Annotated in this window: 14 protein-coding genes; 7 read left to right on the plus strand and 7 right to left on the minus strand. The window is 56.8% G+C overall.

Annotation, left to right across the window (positions count from 1 at the left end; all coding sequences use genetic code 11):
• Positions 1–7 precede the first annotated feature (7 nt).
• The gene (locus KFJ24_RS17540) at positions 8–373 is read right to left on the minus strand and encodes a hypothetical protein (protein ID WP_250832424.1); all 366 of its coding nucleotides are present in this window, start codon (positions 371–373) and stop codon (positions 8–10) included.
• Positions 374–590: 217 nt separating this feature from the next.
• On the opposite strand from KFJ24_RS17540, the gene KFJ24_RS17545 reads away from it, so the two are divergent.
• Both KFJ24_RS17545 and KFJ24_RS17550 read left to right on the plus strand, forming a co-directional pair.
• Positions 591–1,199: a hypothetical protein gene (locus KFJ24_RS17545; protein WP_250832425.1), complete on the plus strand. Its 609-nt coding sequence runs from the start codon at positions 591–593 to the stop codon at positions 1,197–1,199.
• 144 nt (positions 1,200–1,343) lie between these two features.
• Positions 1,344–3,425 carry a patatin-like phospholipase family protein gene (locus KFJ24_RS17550; RefSeq protein WP_250832695.1) on the plus strand — a complete coding sequence of 694 codons (2,082 nt, stop codon included), beginning with the start codon at positions 1,344–1,346 and terminating at the stop codon, positions 3,423–3,425.
• Between the two features lie 10 nt (positions 3,426–3,435).
• Here the strand turns inward: KFJ24_RS17550 and KFJ24_RS17555 are convergent, their stop codons facing one another.
• The 3 genes from KFJ24_RS17555 to KFJ24_RS17565 all read right to left on the minus strand — a co-directional run bounded on the left by KFJ24_RS17555 (position 3,436) and on the right by KFJ24_RS17565 (position 6,710).
• Positions 3,436–4,107: a GntR family transcriptional regulator gene (locus KFJ24_RS17555; RefSeq protein ID WP_250832426.1), complete on the minus strand. Its 672-nt coding sequence runs from the start codon at positions 4,105–4,107 to the stop codon at positions 3,436–3,438.
• Between the two features lie 78 nt (positions 4,108–4,185).
• Positions 4,186–5,622, minus strand: a complete 1,437-nt coding sequence (cls, locus tag KFJ24_RS17560; RefSeq protein WP_250832427.1) for a cardiolipin synthase — start codon at positions 5,620–5,622, stop codon at positions 4,186–4,188.
• Entirely contained in the window at positions 5,619–6,710 is a 1,092-nt protein-coding gene (locus KFJ24_RS17565; RefSeq protein ID WP_434968042.1) for an AraC family transcriptional regulator, read from the minus strand. The genes cls and KFJ24_RS17565 overlap by 4 nt, the downstream gene beginning before the upstream one ends.
• Positions 6,711–7,103: 393 nt before the next feature.
• Between KFJ24_RS17565 and KFJ24_RS17570 the strand changes: the two genes are divergently transcribed.
• The 4 genes from KFJ24_RS17570 (at position 7,104) to KFJ24_RS17585 (ending at position 10,618) form a co-directional block, all read left to right on the plus strand.
• A complete protein-coding gene (locus KFJ24_RS17570; protein WP_250832429.1) occupies positions 7,104–7,901 on the plus strand; it encodes an alpha/beta fold hydrolase in 798 nt (265 codons plus the stop codon).
• A 99-nt stretch (positions 7,902–8,000) separates the two neighbouring features.
• The gene (locus KFJ24_RS17575; RefSeq protein ID WP_250832430.1) at positions 8,001–9,089 is read left to right on the plus strand and encodes an SMP-30/gluconolactonase/LRE family protein; all 1,089 of its coding nucleotides are present in this window, start codon (positions 8,001–8,003) and stop codon (positions 9,087–9,089) included.
• Positions 9,086–9,559: an acyl-CoA thioesterase gene (locus KFJ24_RS17580; protein ID WP_250832431.1), complete on the plus strand. Its 474-nt coding sequence runs from the start codon at positions 9,086–9,088 to the stop codon at positions 9,557–9,559. The genes KFJ24_RS17575 and KFJ24_RS17580 overlap by 4 nt, the downstream gene beginning before the upstream one ends.
• A 75-nt stretch (positions 9,560–9,634) precedes the next feature.
• Positions 9,635–10,618: an NADP-dependent oxidoreductase gene (locus KFJ24_RS17585; protein WP_250832432.1), complete on the plus strand. Its 984-nt coding sequence runs from the start codon at positions 9,635–9,637 to the stop codon at positions 10,616–10,618.
• A gap of 13 nt (positions 10,619–10,631) precedes the next feature.
• On the opposite strand, the gene KFJ24_RS17590 is transcribed toward KFJ24_RS17585, so the two are convergent.
• The 3 genes from KFJ24_RS17590 to KFJ24_RS17600 all read right to left on the minus strand — a co-directional run bounded on the left by KFJ24_RS17590 (position 10,632) and on the right by KFJ24_RS17600 (position 15,281).
• Positions 10,632–12,524, minus strand: a complete 1,893-nt coding sequence (locus tag KFJ24_RS17590; RefSeq protein ID WP_250832433.1) for a cation:proton antiporter — start codon at positions 12,522–12,524, stop codon at positions 10,632–10,634.
• A gap of 21 nt (positions 12,525–12,545) precedes the next feature.
• Positions 12,546–13,337 carry a tRNA cyclic N6-threonylcarbamoyladenosine(37) synthase TcdA gene (tcdA, locus tag KFJ24_RS17595; RefSeq protein ID WP_250832434.1) on the minus strand — a complete coding sequence of 264 codons (792 nt, stop codon included), beginning with the start codon at positions 13,335–13,337 and terminating at the stop codon, positions 12,546–12,548.
• A gap of 168 nt (positions 13,338–13,505) precedes the next feature.
• The gene (locus KFJ24_RS17600; protein ID WP_250832435.1) at positions 13,506–15,281 is read right to left on the minus strand and encodes an acyl-CoA dehydrogenase C-terminal domain-containing protein; all 1,776 of its coding nucleotides are present in this window, start codon (positions 15,279–15,281) and stop codon (positions 13,506–13,508) included.
• A 223-nt stretch (positions 15,282–15,504) separates the two neighbouring features.
• Here KFJ24_RS17600 and KFJ24_RS17605 point away from each other — a divergent pair, with 223 nt between their 5' ends.
• Positions 15,505–16,248 carry an SDR family NAD(P)-dependent oxidoreductase gene (locus tag KFJ24_RS17605; RefSeq protein WP_250832696.1) on the plus strand — a complete coding sequence of 248 codons (744 nt, stop codon included), beginning with the start codon at positions 15,505–15,507 and terminating at the stop codon, positions 16,246–16,248.
• Positions 16,249–16,266: the final 18 nt, after the last annotated feature.

Consider the following 16,266-nt stretch of genomic DNA (forward strand, 5'->3'; position numbering starts at 1 on the left):
GGCAGGCTTAAAGGCAGTCGAACTGCGATCGGCGATCAAAGGCTACGGACACCATGTCGTAGCCGGAGTCAGAGAGGTGGCGCACCAGCTCGTGATCTTTCAGGAGTGTCATGCAGACCTTGTGGACGCTGGCCTGCAGTTGTTCGACCGGAGGCTGTCGTGCATCAAAGCGGAAGTCTACAATCAGATACTTGCGGTCCACGACTGAGGTAACCGGAATGTCTTCACGCTCAACGCTCTGGTATCCAATATAGGTCGCCTGTCCCTGCGGGAAAACCTGGCTCATCAGGATGTCCAGGTTTTCTGCCTGGGCACCCGAAGCCGAAAGCAAGAGCGATGCGACAGCGATGCGAATGGAAGACTGGATGCTCATGAAGGCCACTCCCTGGTGACGTCCCGGACTCAATGTAACGAAATGTAATCTTAGGTTACCGTTGATTATCGCAGAGTCTCTCGGATTTTGCGTGATGTCGGACACGGATTTTTCAATTGTTTGCAGTTCTGATGAGTTGACGACTATGCCCTGGGGCTGCCGGAGAGCGCCTCCATCAACTATCATATGATTAAAACCGTCAGTAGGAGGATGGCCCATGTTTCAGCTTGTCTTTAAGGGAGAGTGTGCGCCCGGCACGGATCTGGAAGCTGCACGCAATAATGCCCGGACCCTGTTCAAGGCCAGTATTGAACAGGTGGATCGAATGTTTAGCGGCCAGCCGGTTGTTATTCGAAATAAGCTGGAAGAGGCTCAGGCCGAGAAATATCGGGCCGTGCTGAAAAAACATGGCATGCTGGCCTATGTCCAGCCCATGCCGGGCGCTTCTGCTGGTGCCGGAGCATCCGCCCCGCAACAGCCATCCCGGAAACCGGCCTCAGTGCCTGTAGCGGAGCCACAGCCTGAGAAGGCTGCCGCAGCACCGTCTCGAGGTCAGGAGCCCAGGACCGAGCCTGGAGATCGTTTGCAGGTCGCCGGTGAGAAGGTGGACGACATCCTCTCGGGATCCAGTCTCAGTCTCGATCCGGTGGGAGTGACTCTGGTTGAACATACCGATGTCGACGCGCCCATGTTCCAGCATCTTGATGACTGGACGCTGGCGCCGGCCGGCAGTGATCTGGGTGTTGAGCGGGATCTGCCGCCACCGATGGTGCCGGATGTATCTCACCTTTCCCTGGCGGACGACGATTCATCCGGCAGGAAATAATCCCGTTCACACTACAAGGATTCGGCCTGCTTGAAACCTGTCCTCCTTTTTCTCATCCTGGCGGGATTGCTGGGGGTGGCGCCTGTTTTCGCCGCGGAGCGGCCGAAAGTTGGTCTGGTCCTCAGTGGTGGCGGAGCCAAGGGTATGGCCCACGTCGGCGTTATCCGCGTCCTTGAGGAAATGAACATTCCGGTGGACGTGGTGGTGGGCACCAGTGCCGGCTCTGCCGTCGGAGCGCTCTACGCATCCGGCATGCCGGTCAGTGAAATAGAACGCCGATTTATCGAGATGGACTGGCTATCCAGCTTCCGGGATGACCCGGGCAGGGTTTATAAGCCAGTCCGTCGCAAGCAGAACGAGTGGCGCTTCCCGGTCATTCCCGGTATTGGCGTCCGCTCTGATGGTTTGCATGTGGGTGGCGGCATCATTGCCGGCCAGAACCTCGGCTTTATTCTTAACGAGCTCACGCATAACGCTGCCCTGGTGGAGGACTTTGATCGTCTCGCCGTGCCGTTCCGGGCAGTAGCGACCGATCTTGAAACCGGTGAGCCGGTGGTAATGGGCACGGGCAATCTCGCTGAAGCGATTCGTGCCAGCATGAGTATTCCAGGGGTTTATGCCCCGGTTGAGCGAGACGGCCACTTGCTGGTGGATGGCGGCGTCGCGAACAATCTGCCCGTTAGTGTGGCCCGTGAGATGGGTGCCGATATCATCATCGCTGTTGATATTACCGATTCGCTGCTGGAAACCGATGAGCTGAGGGAAGCGTTCTCTGTTGTGGGTCAACTGACCACGATCATGACCCGACGCAATACGGAGGTGCAGTTGGGTTTGCTCGGGGATGAGGATGTGCTGATCCGTCCCGATCTTGAGGGCTACAGTTCCGCAGATTTCTACAATGCCGCGGCATTGTTCGAGCTGGGCGCTACCGCCGCCCGGAATCACGCCACGGAGCTGAGCCAGTTGGCGGTCTCCCGAACGGCGTGGACGGGCTACAAAGCGGCAATGGCGTCGCGTAACTATACTGTCGGCCCGATTGCGCGCATAGAAATTGATCAGGGCAGTAAGCTGGCGAGCGAGTTTCTGCGTGAGCGGATACAGCAGCAACCTGGTGCGCCACTCGATGTCGAAGTGCTTGAGGCTGATCTCAAGCGAATTTATGGTCTTGGTTACTATGAGACTGTGTCCTATTCGCTTTCACCCTCGCAAGATGAAACGGTGCTGATCATTCGGGTCCAGGAAAAAAGCTGGGGACCCAATTATCTGTCTTTTGGCCTCAACTACGAAGATAACTTCGATGGTGAAACCCGTTTCAACATTGCTTCATCCCTACGGATGACCGAGCTCAACGCGCTTGGTGGTGAATGGCAGACCGGTATTCAGCTGGGTACCGAACCCTGGGTCCGGACCCAGTGGTACCAGCCATTGGACTATGGCTACCAGAGGTTCATGGTAATCGGTAGCGAGTACAGTCGGGATACATTCAGTGTTTACGACGGTGGCGAAACCCGTATTTCCGAGGTAGATGTAACCTTTCGCAAGGCGGATCTCGCACTTGGTATTGAACTGGGCAGCGTTGCCGAGGTTCGTCTCAAATACACCCGGGGTTATGCCACAGTCGAGGAGCAGGTTGGGCCACCGGTGGCGCCTGACGATTCCATCCATCAAGGGGGCTTGGCTCTCCAGTTGGTGCACGATTCACTGGATGATGCTTTTTTCCCGCGGCAAGGGGCTTTTTGGGGATTGCGGGGGCGACTGGAACGCGAAGACCTCGGTTCTGACCGTCACTTTGATTCAATCACCGGTATGGCGCTGGGAACCCGAACGTGGCAGGGCTTTAATATGACCGGTTTGCTTTATGCCGATGCGGTAACCCGGGGTGAGCCAGGTATTGAAAATGCGGTTCGTCTCGGGGGATTCCGGCGTTTGTCTGCCTTCGCGCCGGGGCAGATTACGGGGGACAACGCATTAATGGGAGCGGTGTATGCCAGTCAGGCCTTTGGTGGGCCGCTGGTTCCGTGGTTCGCGGGGATGGGCCTGGAAGTGGGTAATGCGTGGGATTCTCTGGACCAGGCAAGCTGGAACAGCTCGGTCCGGTCCTGGAGTGTATTCGCAGGTGTTGATACCTTCCTGGGCCCGGTACAGGTAGCGACTGCCTACAATAACAAAGACAATTGGACGGCTTACCTGAATATAGGGTTCTCATTCACCCAGCTGTTTTACTGACACTTCAGGCTCAGGTTCGAGTGCCTGAATCCATGGCGTTCAGAACCTGCTGACATTGCTGCAGTGCATACCGGTGCAGTATGTCGGCGAGTCGCTTCTCGTCACGGTCCTTGATGGCCTGTATGGATTCCCGCATGTGCGCCAGGTTGTCTTCAAGAATCTGATTGCCGCCCCTCTGGAAGGCGACAAAGGCGCAACGCTTGGCGGAAGGCCAGAGGTCGTCAATGGCTGAGGTAATGAAGTAGTTGTCTGCGTAAGCGATGGACGCCTGGGTGTATTCAATGCCCAGTTCCAGGAAGGCCATCAGGTCATTTTTCTCGAAACAGGCACTCATCCGGTCATACAGTGATTCCAGCCGCTCCATATCGGCGGGCTGCCATAACTGCACGAGCTTGCGGCCGGTGTGGGTCAGATAGAGTTCCAGGGTTTCATAAAGGCTGCGGACGAAGTATTCATCGAGCGGGGTCACGAACGCACCCTTGCGGGGTACGTTGCGAACCAGGTGCCGCTTTTCCAGTAGCAGTAAACCTTCACGAATCGAGCCATGACTGACGTCCATCTGTTTGGCCATGGCACCCTCATAGATGCGCTCACCCGAGCGGATCTGGCCAAAGGCAATCAGGTTCTCAATGTGGCGAGCAACCTGTTCTGTCAGGGTTTCTCTGGGCTTGAACGCATTCATGTTTGTATGTCGCTACTGCATACTGGCCGGTTTGTGAAAGCATACTCGCACATTCCTGCCCGCTGAAACCAGTGTCAGTCAGAGCAAGGGGGCGAGCAGGCGAACGGCACGGCAGCTCAGCCGGAACAGTATAGAGCGGTCCTGGTAGTCGCCTTCAGTCATCAGCCGGGAGCTGTCAAGATCTTCCTCCAGCATGGACTCCACACTGGTGACGAAGTGTGGCGCAGTACTGACAGCGGTAATCTCGAAATTGAGGCGCATTGAACGGTTGTCGAGATTGGCCGTGCCAACGGCGGCGTAGCGATTGTCTACCAGGACGACTTTCTGGTGCATGAATCCCGGCTGATACCGGTAGATCTGGATGCCAGCCTTGCAGGCCTGAACCGTGTAGGAATACGCGGCGAGATTGATCAAAAGGCTGTCTGATTTTTCCGGGATGAGAATGCGTACGTCCACGCCCCGGAGCGCGGCCAGCTGCAGGGCGTTCATGATCTGTAGATCCGGCACGAAATAGGGAGAGGAAATCCATACGCGGCTTCGAGCATTGTTGATGCAGTTCAGGAAGAACAGCGCGCAGGTTTCACCGTCATCTGCCGGGCCAGTTGGCAGCATCAGGACTCTGTCATCTCCGGGCGTATTCTTCCGGGGCGCCCAGTCGAGCTCAGGACTGTCATTGCTGGCCCAGTTCCAGTCTTCGAGCCAGGTCAGTTGCAAGCCGGTCACCGCTGGCCCTTCGATACGGCAGTGGGTGTCTCGCCAGGGTTCCTGGTCCATAGCGATTCCCAGGTATTCGTCGCCCAGATTAATACCGCCGACAAATCCCACCTTGCCATCGCAGACCAGCAGTTTCCGGTGGTTACGGAAGTTGATCTGAAATCGCCGCCTGCGGATATTGCCATTACCAAACGATGCCACCCGGGCGCCCGCTGCAGACAACTGATTCAGATAGGTTCGAGGTAGCCAGACGCTGCCGATTTCATCATACAGAAACCATACCTCCACTCCCTGGGCCAGCTTGCGCTCAAGGATCGATTTGATGCGCTGGCCGACACGATCCGAGCGGACAATATAAAACTCCATCAGTATGTAATTGGTGGCATCTTCCATTGCCTCGAACAGCGCATCAAAGGTTGCTTCTCCGTCCCGGAGCAGGGTGCAGCGATTACCTTCAGTGAAGGGTTGGCGACCGAGCCTGCACAGTACTTGTAGCTCGTCGGAGAAGCGTTCCTTGTCGACCTCGGAAATAGACGTGGTTTGCTGCTCAAAATGGTTAAGGATATCGGTCAGCGCCTCGTCCCCCATCCGCCGCGCTTTGACATAGCCCCCGAACCGGTGCCGGCCGAATAGCAGGAACAGTGGGACGGCAAAGTAGGGCAGGCCCAACAGGCCGACGATCCAGGCAATGGCACCTTGGGCGGTACGGTAGGTGAGGAGAATGCGGAAAATACATGCCAGTGCTCCCAGGTAAAACAGGCCGAGGGCCACCGCCACCAGTGAAAGCTGATCGTTGATCACGATTTTCCCTCCGTGGCATGGGAGGTTCTGCTGTCGTCTCCTTCCCGGGCAAAGTGCCTGTCCCGGTACTGGGCGGGTGCAGTGCCGGTCCATCGCTTAAAGGCCCGGCTGAACGCGCTCAGTTCTGAAAAGCCCAGAAGGAACGCTATCTCGCCCAGTGCATACTGATCAGCCGCGACATAGCGCAGCGCCTTGTCCTTGCGTACCTGCTCGACCAGGTCGTGAAAACTGAGCCCTTCCTTTTTCAGCTTCCGGTAGAGGGTCTGTCGGCTCATGTGGCACTGTTTTGCCAGGCTATCCGCGTCGATCCGGTCGGTCGACAACTGCATGGAAATGAGACGGCGAATCTTGCGGCTGAACGCGCGGCGAGGCTGCAGTCGCGCAAGAACGGAGTTGACCTGTTTGAGCACAGCGGAATAGACATAGGGATTTCGTCGGGGAATGGGGTGGCTGAGATGGCGGCTAGGAAAGGCAAGGCGCGTTGTGTTACATCCGAACCGGACCGGGCCTCCCAGCAACTTTTCGTACTCCTCTGCATAGGTTGGGCGCGGGTGGGCGATTTCCGCCCATTCAGCCCTTATTGTCGGGTGAATGAAGTGGCGGGTCCGGCTCAGTGCTGTCGCAAGGGTGCGGTCCATGTCCTGACGACAGTAATGATCCGGGCTGTCCGGCTGCCAGGCCAGGATAGCCTGTTCGCCAATCTGCTCGAAGCTGAGGATCACGGATTCGTTGATCAGCCGATGCAGTCGTACATATTGAGTGACCGCCTCTCCCAACGTGTCGCAATTGAAGAAAACATGCCCCACCAGGCCCATTCGCTCCGGATCCACCACCTGACCCGCATGCAAACCAACACCGGGGTCTCCGGTTACCTGTTCTGCATACTCCCATAAACGGTAATGGGCATCAGCGGGCACCCGGCGATCGGGGTCAGTCAGAGCTGGCATGCCCAGCCCGATTATCTTCTCCACACGGGCCGGGTCCAGCACGCCCTGACGCTCAAGATAATGCACGAGAGCCAGGGTGCTGGAGGCTGCAACTAGCGGTGTTGTCGTGTTTTCTGGCTGATCCGGAGTCACAGTATTGATTCCGATGGTTAACAAGCTGTCATGGAGACTGATACAAAATGTCAAGCCGATGAGACAACCTGTCAACAGTGTGTCATGCCAATAACGATAGCATTAAGTTATCAGTTTGAAGCAATGGAAAGACCTTTTCAGGAGGTGTCTAATGGAACAGGAAATTTTTGTACCCCATACCGAGTATGAACGTAAAAACGTGATTGCGCTTGCAGAGTACCTGAGCAGCATTTTCTATTGCTGATCAGACGGACTTGGAAGCTATGACCTTTAAGCCGGGCAATCCCCGGTTTTTTTTTCGCCCCTGGAAAAGTCCCATGCCGCCGGAACTTGCTCGAGTGGCTGGCAGTGGTAATGTATCCGATCTGAAAAATACGATGCCAACCCGGAGACTATTTGCCCATGAGTGTAGAGCTGAACTACCGAATTACCGGCGAAGGGCCGCCACTGATTCTGTTGCATGGCCTGTTCGGGTCACTTGAGAACCTGGGCGGTATTGCCCGCCGATTACAGGATGAATGGCAGGTTCATGCGCTTGATCAGCGCAATCACGGCGGTTCACCCCATACTGACGCCATGGATTATCCGTCGATGGCCGAGGACGTGATTGCCTACATGGATAGCCAGGGCATCAAAACGGCATGCATTCTGGGGCACTCCATGGGCGGGAAGGTGGCCATGCAGGTTGCCCTGCAGGCTCCTGAGCGTGTGGAGAAAATCATCGTGGCCGATATTGCGCCGGTCAGTTACAAGGCGAGACACGATGCCATTCTTGAAGGCATGAAAGACATTGACCTGAGCGGTGTGAGTTCGCGGCAGGATGCCGACAGACTGATGGCAGGATTTGTGGAAATGCCTGCTACCAGGCAGTTTTTGCTGAAGAATCTTGAGCGGGTGCCGCGGGAAGAGCAGACTGAAGGTAGTCCAATGTTCCGCTGGCGCCTGAATCTGCCGGCGATTGATGCCTGCTACACCGACCTTGCCAATGCGCCCGAGGGCAGCGGACCTTTTGACGGCCCTGTGCTGTTTCTAAAGGGGGCGGATTCTGCCTATATCCAGGAAAAACATCGGGATGAGATTCAGCGCCTGTTCCCGGCGGCTGAGCTCCGTATCATTCAGGATACCGGGCACTGGCTGCATGCGGAGAAGGCCGACACCTTTGCCGCCTTGTGTCGCCGTTTTCTCAGTGGTGAAAAATAACCGCCTCTATTAGCCACGTTTTCAAGGCTGGTGCGCTGTCTGTTATGGTTAAACGATGGCAGACAAATGCAACAGACATGAAACAGGCGGGCATGGTCTATGAAATGGTTGATGGTGGGAGCGCTGGTCCTGTTTTTCATGCTGGGGAGTTTTCTGCTGACACCATCCCCCATTGACAGCAAGGCATGGCAACCGCCCTCTCCACCCCCGATGACCGGCGTGCTGGCGCCTAATGAAAGACTGAGGCTGGCGGACCTTCTGGCCCGGGGGCAAGTCTTCGGACCCGAAGACACCGCTGTCAGAAAGGACGGTGTTCTGTATGCGGGCACTCAGGACGGTCGTATTGTCAGGCTGTTTCCCGATGGTCGGCTGGAGACCTGGCTCAAGACGGGTGGGCGCCCGTTGGGCATGGTGTTTGACCGAGAAGGCAACCTGATTGTTGCGGATGCCTGGAAGGGGCTGCTTTCCATTTCACCGGACAAGAAGGTGTCAGTTCTGGCCCGGGAAGCCAGGGGCACTCCGTTTCGCTTTACGGATGATGTCGACATAGCTCCGGATGGCCAGATTTATTTCACCGACGCCAGTTCCCGTTTTCATCAGCCGAAATACCGGCTGGACCTGCTTGAAATGCGTCCCCATGGCCGGTTGCTGAGATATTCACCCCAGACCGGAAAAGCCGAGGTCCTGCTCGGCAACCTGCACTTTGCCAACGGTGTTGCGATTTCTCCGAAAGGCGACTTCGTACTGGTCAATGAAACCTGGAAATACCGGACGCTTCGTTACTGGATTCATGGCCCCAAGGCAGGGCAGGCAGAAGTGTTCGCTGATAATCTGCCGGGTTTCCCGGATAACCTTGATGTGGATAGCAAAGGGCGTTACTGGATTGCATTTCCCACTCTGCGGAATCTACAGGTGGACGCCTTGCACCGCAGGCCCTGGTTAAAGGACCTGGTGGCGAAATTGCCGGACAGCCTCAAGCCTGAACCGCAGGAGTATGGCCTGGTGGTAGCCTTTGATCGCGACGGGGAGATGATTACCAGCCTTCAGGATAGCCGTGGCACCCATCTTAAGGAGATTACCTCGGTAACCCCCCACGGTGGCTATTTGTACTTTGGCTCACTTCACAACGATCGCATTGGGCGGCTACCGTTACGGGCCATTCCGGGACTCGGGGATGATGACGCATGACAGACGATAAAGCCGTCCAGTGGGACCTTCAGGATCCATTTGTGATCGATATCACGGTGGGTGATGAAGACACTGACCGCCTTGGCCATGCCAATAATGTGGTGTACGTGCGCTGGCTCGAGGATGTCAGCTGGGCCCATATCGAAAGCCTGGGCATGACCTGGCAGTTGCATGAAACCACAGGCAAGGCGATGGCGATCACCCGCACCGAGATTGATTATCTTGCCTCCGCCAATGCCGGAGACCGCCTGGTTCTTGGTACCTGGCTGACCGGTTATGATGGCCGCCTTCGCTCATCCCGCCAGTTTCAGCTGGTTCGCCCGGCTGATGGCAAAACACTGGTCAGAGCGATCTCGACACACGCCTGTGTGAATATGAAAACCCAGCGCCCCTCCCGGGCACCGAAGGAGTTTTCCGAAATACTCGGAGGTGCTGTGGTTGCTGGTGGCAAGAGCCTCAACTTCGATTGAGTCACTAAAAACGCCAACTTCTGCTAGTCTGAACGAAAGTTCGTTTCCCGTTATAACCGTTGTCCGGAGACCGCCATGGTAAATACCGTTGATCAGACCACCGAATCCTCTATGCGTCATGTTATCTATGATCGTTTTGGCGAGCGTGATGTGTTGCAGGTGGTCAGCTCGGAAATTCCCGTGCCGCAAGCCGGCCAGGTGCTTATCCGGGTCCGCGGTGCGGGATTGAACCCCATTGACTGGAAAACACGAAAAGGGCTTGGTTTTGCGGCCCGGCAGATTGAAGATTCGTTGCCCTGGACCCCGGGCTATGATGTGGCGGGTGAGGTTGTTGCTGTTGCCGATGACGTCACTACCCTCGCTCCGGGCGACAGGGTGATGGGTATGATCGGTTTTCCTGCTACGGGCGGCAGCTACGCCGAGTTCGCCGTCGCGGGTGCTGATGAGCTTGCCATCGTGCCCGAAGAGCTGGATCTGGTTACCGCCGGCGCTCTCCCGCTGGCCGCCCTTACAGCCTGGCAGGCGTTGTTTGAGGTGGCCAAGCTGGAACCCGGCCAGAAGATACTGATTCATGCCGGTGCCGGCGGTGTCGGGCACTTTGCGGTACAGTTCGCACTGGAACGGGGTGCCCATGTGATTGCCACGGCGTCGGCCTCGAACCGGGATTTTCTGGCCGAGCTTGGCGTCCATGAAGTGATTGATTACCACTCCAGCGATGTTGCCGAGGAGTGCTATGGGCTGGACGTAGTGCTTGATCTGATCGGTGGGAAGGCCGGAAAACGGTCACTGCATACGTTGGGTGAACATGGTGTGCTGGTGACTATTCCTACCGTCACCGCGGATGAGATTATCAGTGCCGCCGAGGGCCTTGGCCTGAGAGCTCATGGCATGACGGTGCGCCCGGATGTCTTCCACCTGGATGAAATTGCCGAGCTGATTGAGGATGGCGACGTGAAGGTCCATATTGAGCGGGCATTCCCGCTTGAGCAAGTTGCGGACGCCCACGAACTGTTGGAAGGTGGCCACGTCCGAGGCAAACTGGTTCTGGACTGCGGTTGAGGGGTATTCCCCCTCAACCCGGGTTCCTCTTGTTCTGCGTTTTTTCCTCTGAGCTTTTACCGGAGCCCTCCCCGCTGGGGGTTTCCTGAGAGTCCTTCTCCTTGCGTTCTTTCGGGGCCTGAGGCGGGACCAGACTAATCAACACCCAGTCCTTCTCGGGTTTTATGCCTTCCATCTCCAGTACTGGTGAGACGTAGCCCTTGCTGTCAAACACAAACAGCACAAGGGCTTGGCGCTGGTATTTTTCCAGGAATTTCTTGTAGCTGAACTCTTCACTGAGCTGGGTGGTTTTTACCGTGTAGCCCTGACTGGCCAGGCTGGCCAGTTTTGCGTAGCTGACACCGTCAAACAGGCCCCGGGTCATCTGGATCTTCTCAGCGGTCTGATGACGGGCCTTTTGATCCTGATCACCTTCTACGAGGCTGAAAACGGAGTTGTTTCCGAACCAGTCCAGGAAGTGATAGGTGGCCAGTGAGTTCATATGCTTGTAAGGCGAAATGACCAGCAGGTTGCCGATACCGGTCAGGTCCAGGTGGGTGGAGGCATGCTCTGACACGGGGTTACCGAAGTAGGTCTGAAGGTTTTCCATACGAGCCTGACGTACATTTTCCCAGTTGGTGTCTGCCAGCGTCACCGGGACTTCATGCTTTTTCAGGGCGAGGCCAATCATACGGGCCACCGGATTAGCGCCGAGAATCAGGAAGCCGAATTCCGCCGGCTCAGCGACCTTGAGCAGACGGGCAAGCGGGCGAGCGGTCAGGCTCTGCAGGGTGACGGTGGCAATGATCAGCATGAACACCAGTGGCACAAGCGCACCGGCACTTTCATAACCCAGTTTCTGCAGCTGGAAGGCAAACAGCGCGGATACGGCGGCTGCGACAATGCCCCGGGGCGCTATCCAGCTCAGGAAGAGCTTCTCTCGCCAATTCAGGTTAGTGCCGATCGCGGAGAGAAAAATGCTCAGCGGGCGTGCGATCAGCATCAGTATGGCGAGGACCACAGCCAGTCCCCAGCCCAGATCGGCAATGGCGGAAAATTCCACCCGGGCGGCGAGGATGATAAATAGTGCGGAGATCAGCAGTACACTGAGGGATTCCTTGAATTCCAGAATGCTGTCAATAGGCACCTGTTTCATGTTCGCCATCCAGATTCCCATAATTGTGACAGTCAGGAGTCCGGATTCGTGCGCAATTTCATTGGAAATGGCATAGACACCGAGCATGAAGGTGAGGGTGCCGGCATTATGCAGGTATTGCGGGATAAAGTGTTTGCGGAGCACGACGCCATTCAGGTAGCCAGCAATGGCGCCGATCAGGAAACCCACCATCAGGGTCTTGCCAAATATATAGACAGAGTGGCCAAAGACATTGCCCTGTCCCCAGGAAACGATGCCTTCAAAGACCAGAACCGCCAGCAGTGCGCCGACAGGGTCGATGATAATGCCTTCCCAGCGCAGTATGTTGGCCAGCTTGGAATCCGGCCGCACCGAACGTAGCAATGGTGCGATGACCGTGGGCCCGGTAACAATGGATATTGCCCCGAACAGGAGTGCTACGGGCCAGGATACATCCAGTAACCAGCGGGCCGTCAGTGTGCCGATGATGCAAGTAACGAAGGAGCCGACGGGAATGAGGTTACGCACCATTTTGCCGTGGCCACGGATTTCTTCGTAGCGGAGAGTCAGGCTGCCTTCAAAAAGAATGATCGCAACGGCAAGGGATATGACGGGAAACAGCAGCTCGCCGAATACCGCCTCTGGCGCCAGAAAACCGAGCATTGGGCCGGCGGCAATGCCACCGGCCAGCAGGAATAGAATGGCAGGCATTCGGACTCGCCAGGCAAGCCACTGACAGAACAGGGAAATTACGCCAATGCTGGCGAGAAGCATGACCGTGCTGACTGGCATAGTGCGTTCAGGTCCTTTGAGTTATCGATTGGCGCGTCGTGCAATACGGTTCAGGATTCGGGAAGCTGCAAAAAAACCAAAGCTGGCGGTTACCGGGCTGGCTGCTCCGAATCCGGACGCGCAATCCAGCCGAACAGGCCCGGCGGTGGCCGGTTTTTGCAGGCAAACTTCGCCATCTCCGGCAGGATACGTGAGCTGCTCCAGTGAGTATACGGCCTCTATACCGAAGCGCCGTTTGGGGTTGCGGGAAAAACCATACTCCCGGCGCAGCATATTGCGAACCTTTGCCAGCAAAGGGTCCTGGGTGGTTTTGCTAAGGTCGCTGACCTGGATCTGGGTCGGATCCATCTGGCCACCGGCCCCGCCTGCACACACAATGGGTATCTTGTTGCGCTGACAGTGGGCGATCAGGGCTACCTTGGGCTTTACGCTGTCGATGGCATCCACGACGCCATGCATATCCGGAGTGATCAGCTCCATGACATTTTTCGGGGTTAGAAAGCCAAAGTGTATGCGTATATCAGCGTGTGGGTTGATGGCCTTCAGTCGTTCTGCCATGGCGTCGGTTTTGGTGCGGCCATACTGGCCTTCCAGCGCATGGAGTTGCCGGTTGGTGTTCGAGACGCAGATGTCATCCATGTCAATCAGGGTAATTGTGCCGATGCCGCTCCTGACCAGCGATTCTGCGGCCCATGAACCCACTCCGCCGAGACCTGCAATGGCAACGTGAGTATTCCGGAAAGCATCAAGGGCTCGGCGCCCGTAGAGTCGTTCAATGCCGCCAAAGCGGAAAGCAAAATCGTCGGCGTTCATGCAGCCTCCGGTCAGGGTCCGGCGCGAAGCCGAACGGAATCAAAGAACGCAATTGTAACCCAGCGCCAGGCCAGACCGAAAAACAGACCAAAAAAAGCCACGCGGTGCGTGGCTGTGAAGGAGACACTAATCAATGTAGCCAGTGTTTATTTTTGACCGGTTTGGCTCTTACGCGGCCCAGTGGTCATCCTCGAATGCCATCAGGCTGTCCTTGCCGGTCTTGATGTCACCCAGCAACCAGTGGACTTCCGGCAGCAATTTTTCGAAATAGAAGCGAGCGGATACCTGCTTGCCTTCCAGCAAAGGTTTGTTGGCCTCTCCAGCCTCCAGTTGCTGACCCGCTACACCGGCCATGCGGGACCAGAGATAGCCAATGACGGTCAGGGCCATCAGCCGCAGATACGGTGTGGCGGCTGCCCCGGCCTGTTCCGGATCGTCGGGGGCATTGCTTGCCAGCCAGGTGGTCGCCTCTTCGAGGGACTTCATGGCGTCTTTGAGTTCTGCCAGGTACGGCGCCTCCGGGTTGTCCCTGAGGTAGGCGGTCATAACGCCGAACAGGGTCCGGACCAGCTGCCCACCTTTCAGGCTCAGTTTACGGCCCACCAGATCCATGGCCTGGATGCCGTTGGTGCCTTCATAGATACGGGCGATGCGACCGTCTCGCACCAGCTGCTCCAGCGGCCAGTCAGTGGTGAATCCGGAGCCGCCGAGCACCTGCAGGCCAGTATTGGCATTATTGAAGCCCTCGTCGGTCAGGAATGCTTTGACCACCGGCGTCAGGAGTTGTACCAGATCATCGGCGGATTCGCGTACCGCGGCGTCCGGATGCGCGGTAGAGATATCCAGGTGGTGGCCCGTAAACAGCGCGAGGGCACGCATGCCTTCATTCAGGACCTTCTGACGCATGAGCATGCGCCTTACATCCGGGTGCACGATGATCGGATCCGCAGGACCCTCCGGATTTTTCGGGCCATTGAGGGAGCGGCTCTGCAGCCGCTCGCGGGCAAAGCCAAGGCTTTCCTGATAGGCCATTTCGGCAAGGCCGAGGCCCTGCATGCCAACCATCAGGCGCGCTTCGTTCATCATGGTGAACATGGCACGCATGCCATCGTTGGGCTCACCGACGAGCCAGCCCCTGGCGCCCTCGAAGTTCATGACGCAGGTTGCGGAACCCTTGATGCCCATCTTATGTTCCAGGCCACCACAGAAAGCCGGATTGCGTTCGCCGCTATCGGGCAGGAATTTGGGCACAGCAAAGAGGGAGATGCCTTTGGTGGTATCCGGTGCGCCCGGCAGCTTGGCCAGCACGAGATGGACGATATTGTCGACAAGGTCGTGCTCGCCGCCGGTAATCCAGATCTTGGTGCCCTCGATGGCATAACTTCCGTCGTCGTTGGGCTTCGCACGGGTACGAATGAGCCCCAGGTCGGTGCCGCACTGGGGTTCGGTCAGGCACATGGTGCCTGTCCACTCCCCTGAAATCAGTTTTTCCAGGTAGGTCTGCTTCAGTTCGTCGGAGCCATGTTCGAAAAGTGCGCTGATCGCGCCGTGCGTCAGCCCCGGGTACATGCCGAGAGACAGGTTGGTTGAGCAGATCATTTCATCCACCACAAACTTCAGGGTGTGGGGCAAGCCCTGACCGCCGAACTCCAGAGGGGCATCCAGAGCGGTCCAGCCGCCTTCGACAAATTTCTTGTACGCGTCCTTGAAGCACTCAGGCGTGGTAACCGCGTGTGTCTCCGGATCGTAAGTGCAACCCTGCTGGTCACCAATCTGATTGGTGGGCTGAATGACTTCGGCAGCCAGCTTGCCGGCCTCGTCAATCACCGCAGAGATCAGATCCGGTGTGGCATCGGCATATTTTTCAAGCTCGTGAAGTCGGTCTGCACCCAGAACATCAAACAAGATAAAGCGAATGTCGTTCGCCGGAGCCTGGTATTGCATGGAGTACTCTCCTGAAAGTGCTGATTTGATGAGGTGTCGGGTCAGGTACGTCTCACCCTAGTGGTAAGTTCAACATTTAATTCATACGCCCGTTTTAATTTGCTGGTTCACTGAATTATTCGGTCCGCGCGACGAAATTTTCGTATCTCCTGTAATGGCCGGTTAAATCCGCCGGTAAAACGCTCAAAATTCCGAAACACTGGTGAGAAAAAAGGGGAAGAAGGTGGAGCGAGTAGTGATTGCGGGAGTTTCAGGTGCGATTGGTGCGGCGCTGGCAGCCAGAATTCTGGATGGCAATCCGGAAAGCCATGTCGTGGGTCTTTGCCGGCACCCGAACCATGCCCCGGAAGAATTGCAGGCATCGGATCGGGTGAGCCTGTTGGCGTGGGATGCAGAAGACAGCGCAGCGCTGGAGCCAATGGCAGAGTCTCTGTCATCGATGTTCCAGGAAAAAACAGGGATTGATACGCTGATTTACGCTGCCGGTCTCCTGCATTCGGATACCATGTTTCCCGAGAAACGCCTGGAAGACCTTTCAGCGGAGGCGATGGCAAGAGCGTTCGCGGTGAATGCCACCGGGTTTGGCCTGCTGGTGCGAGCCCTGGTTCCGTGGTTGCGTCACCGGGAGCTGAAACGCATTGCAGCCATCTCTGCCAAGGTGGGCTCGATCTCGGATAACCGTCTTGGGGGCTGGTACGCCTATCGCAGCTCCAAGGCCGCTCTGAACATGCTGGTTCGGACGATGTCGGTGGAGTTACCGAGGCGTTGCAAGCCTGTCGCCTGCGTCGCACTGCACCCAGGAACGACTGAGTCCGCCCTCAGCGAGCCGTTCCGGCAGTCCCTGGCCCGTTTGGAGGTACATGATCCGGATGACACTGCCACCAATCTGCACACGGTACTGAAGGGTGTGGATGCCGAGAGCAACGGCCAGTTTCTGAATTGGGATGGGTCGGAGCTGCCATGGTGATACCGACCGAGCATAAAA

The sequence above is a fragment of the Marinobacter sediminum genome (assembly GCF_023657445.1).
Classification (GTDB): Bacteria; Pseudomonadota; Gammaproteobacteria; order Pseudomonadales; family Oleiphilaceae; genus Marinobacter; species Marinobacter sediminum_A.

Excerpts from the sequence above, each read along its gene's own strand:
- KFJ24_RS17540 (WP_250832424.1), bottom strand. The coding sequence starts at position 373 with ATGAGCATCCAGTCTTCCATTCGCATCGCTGTCGCATCGCTCTTGCTT.
- KFJ24_RS17545 (WP_250832425.1), top strand. The coding sequence starts at position 591 with ATGTTTCAGCTTGTCTTTAAGGGAGAGTGTGCGCCCGGCACGGATCTG.
- KFJ24_RS17550 (WP_250832695.1), top strand. The coding sequence starts at position 1,344 with ATGGCCCACGTCGGCGTTATCCGCGTCCTTGAGGAAATGAACATTCCG.
- KFJ24_RS17555 (WP_250832426.1), bottom strand. The coding sequence starts at position 4,107 with ATGAATGCGTTCAAGCCCAGAGAAACCCTGACAGAACAGGTTGCTCGC.
- KFJ24_RS17570 (WP_250832429.1), top strand. The coding sequence starts at position 7,104 with ATGAGTGTAGAGCTGAACTACCGAATTACCGGCGAAGGGCCGCCACTG.
- KFJ24_RS17575 (WP_250832430.1), top strand. The coding sequence starts at position 8,001 with ATGAAATGGTTGATGGTGGGAGCGCTGGTCCTGTTTTTCATGCTGGGG.
- KFJ24_RS17580 (WP_250832431.1), top strand. The coding sequence starts at position 9,086 with ATGACAGACGATAAAGCCGTCCAGTGGGACCTTCAGGATCCATTTGTG.
- KFJ24_RS17585 (WP_250832432.1), top strand. The coding sequence starts at position 9,635 with ATGGTAAATACCGTTGATCAGACCACCGAATCCTCTATGCGTCATGTT.
- KFJ24_RS17590 (WP_250832433.1), bottom strand. The coding sequence starts at position 12,524 with ATGCCAGTCAGCACGGTCATGCTTCTCGCCAGCATTGGCGTAATTTCC.
- tcdA (WP_250832434.1), bottom strand. The coding sequence starts at position 13,337 with ATGAACGCCGACGATTTTGCTTTCCGCTTTGGCGGCATTGAACGACTC.
- KFJ24_RS17600 (WP_250832435.1), bottom strand. The coding sequence starts at position 15,281 with ATGCAATACCAGGCTCCGGCGAACGACATTCGCTTTATCTTGTTTGAT.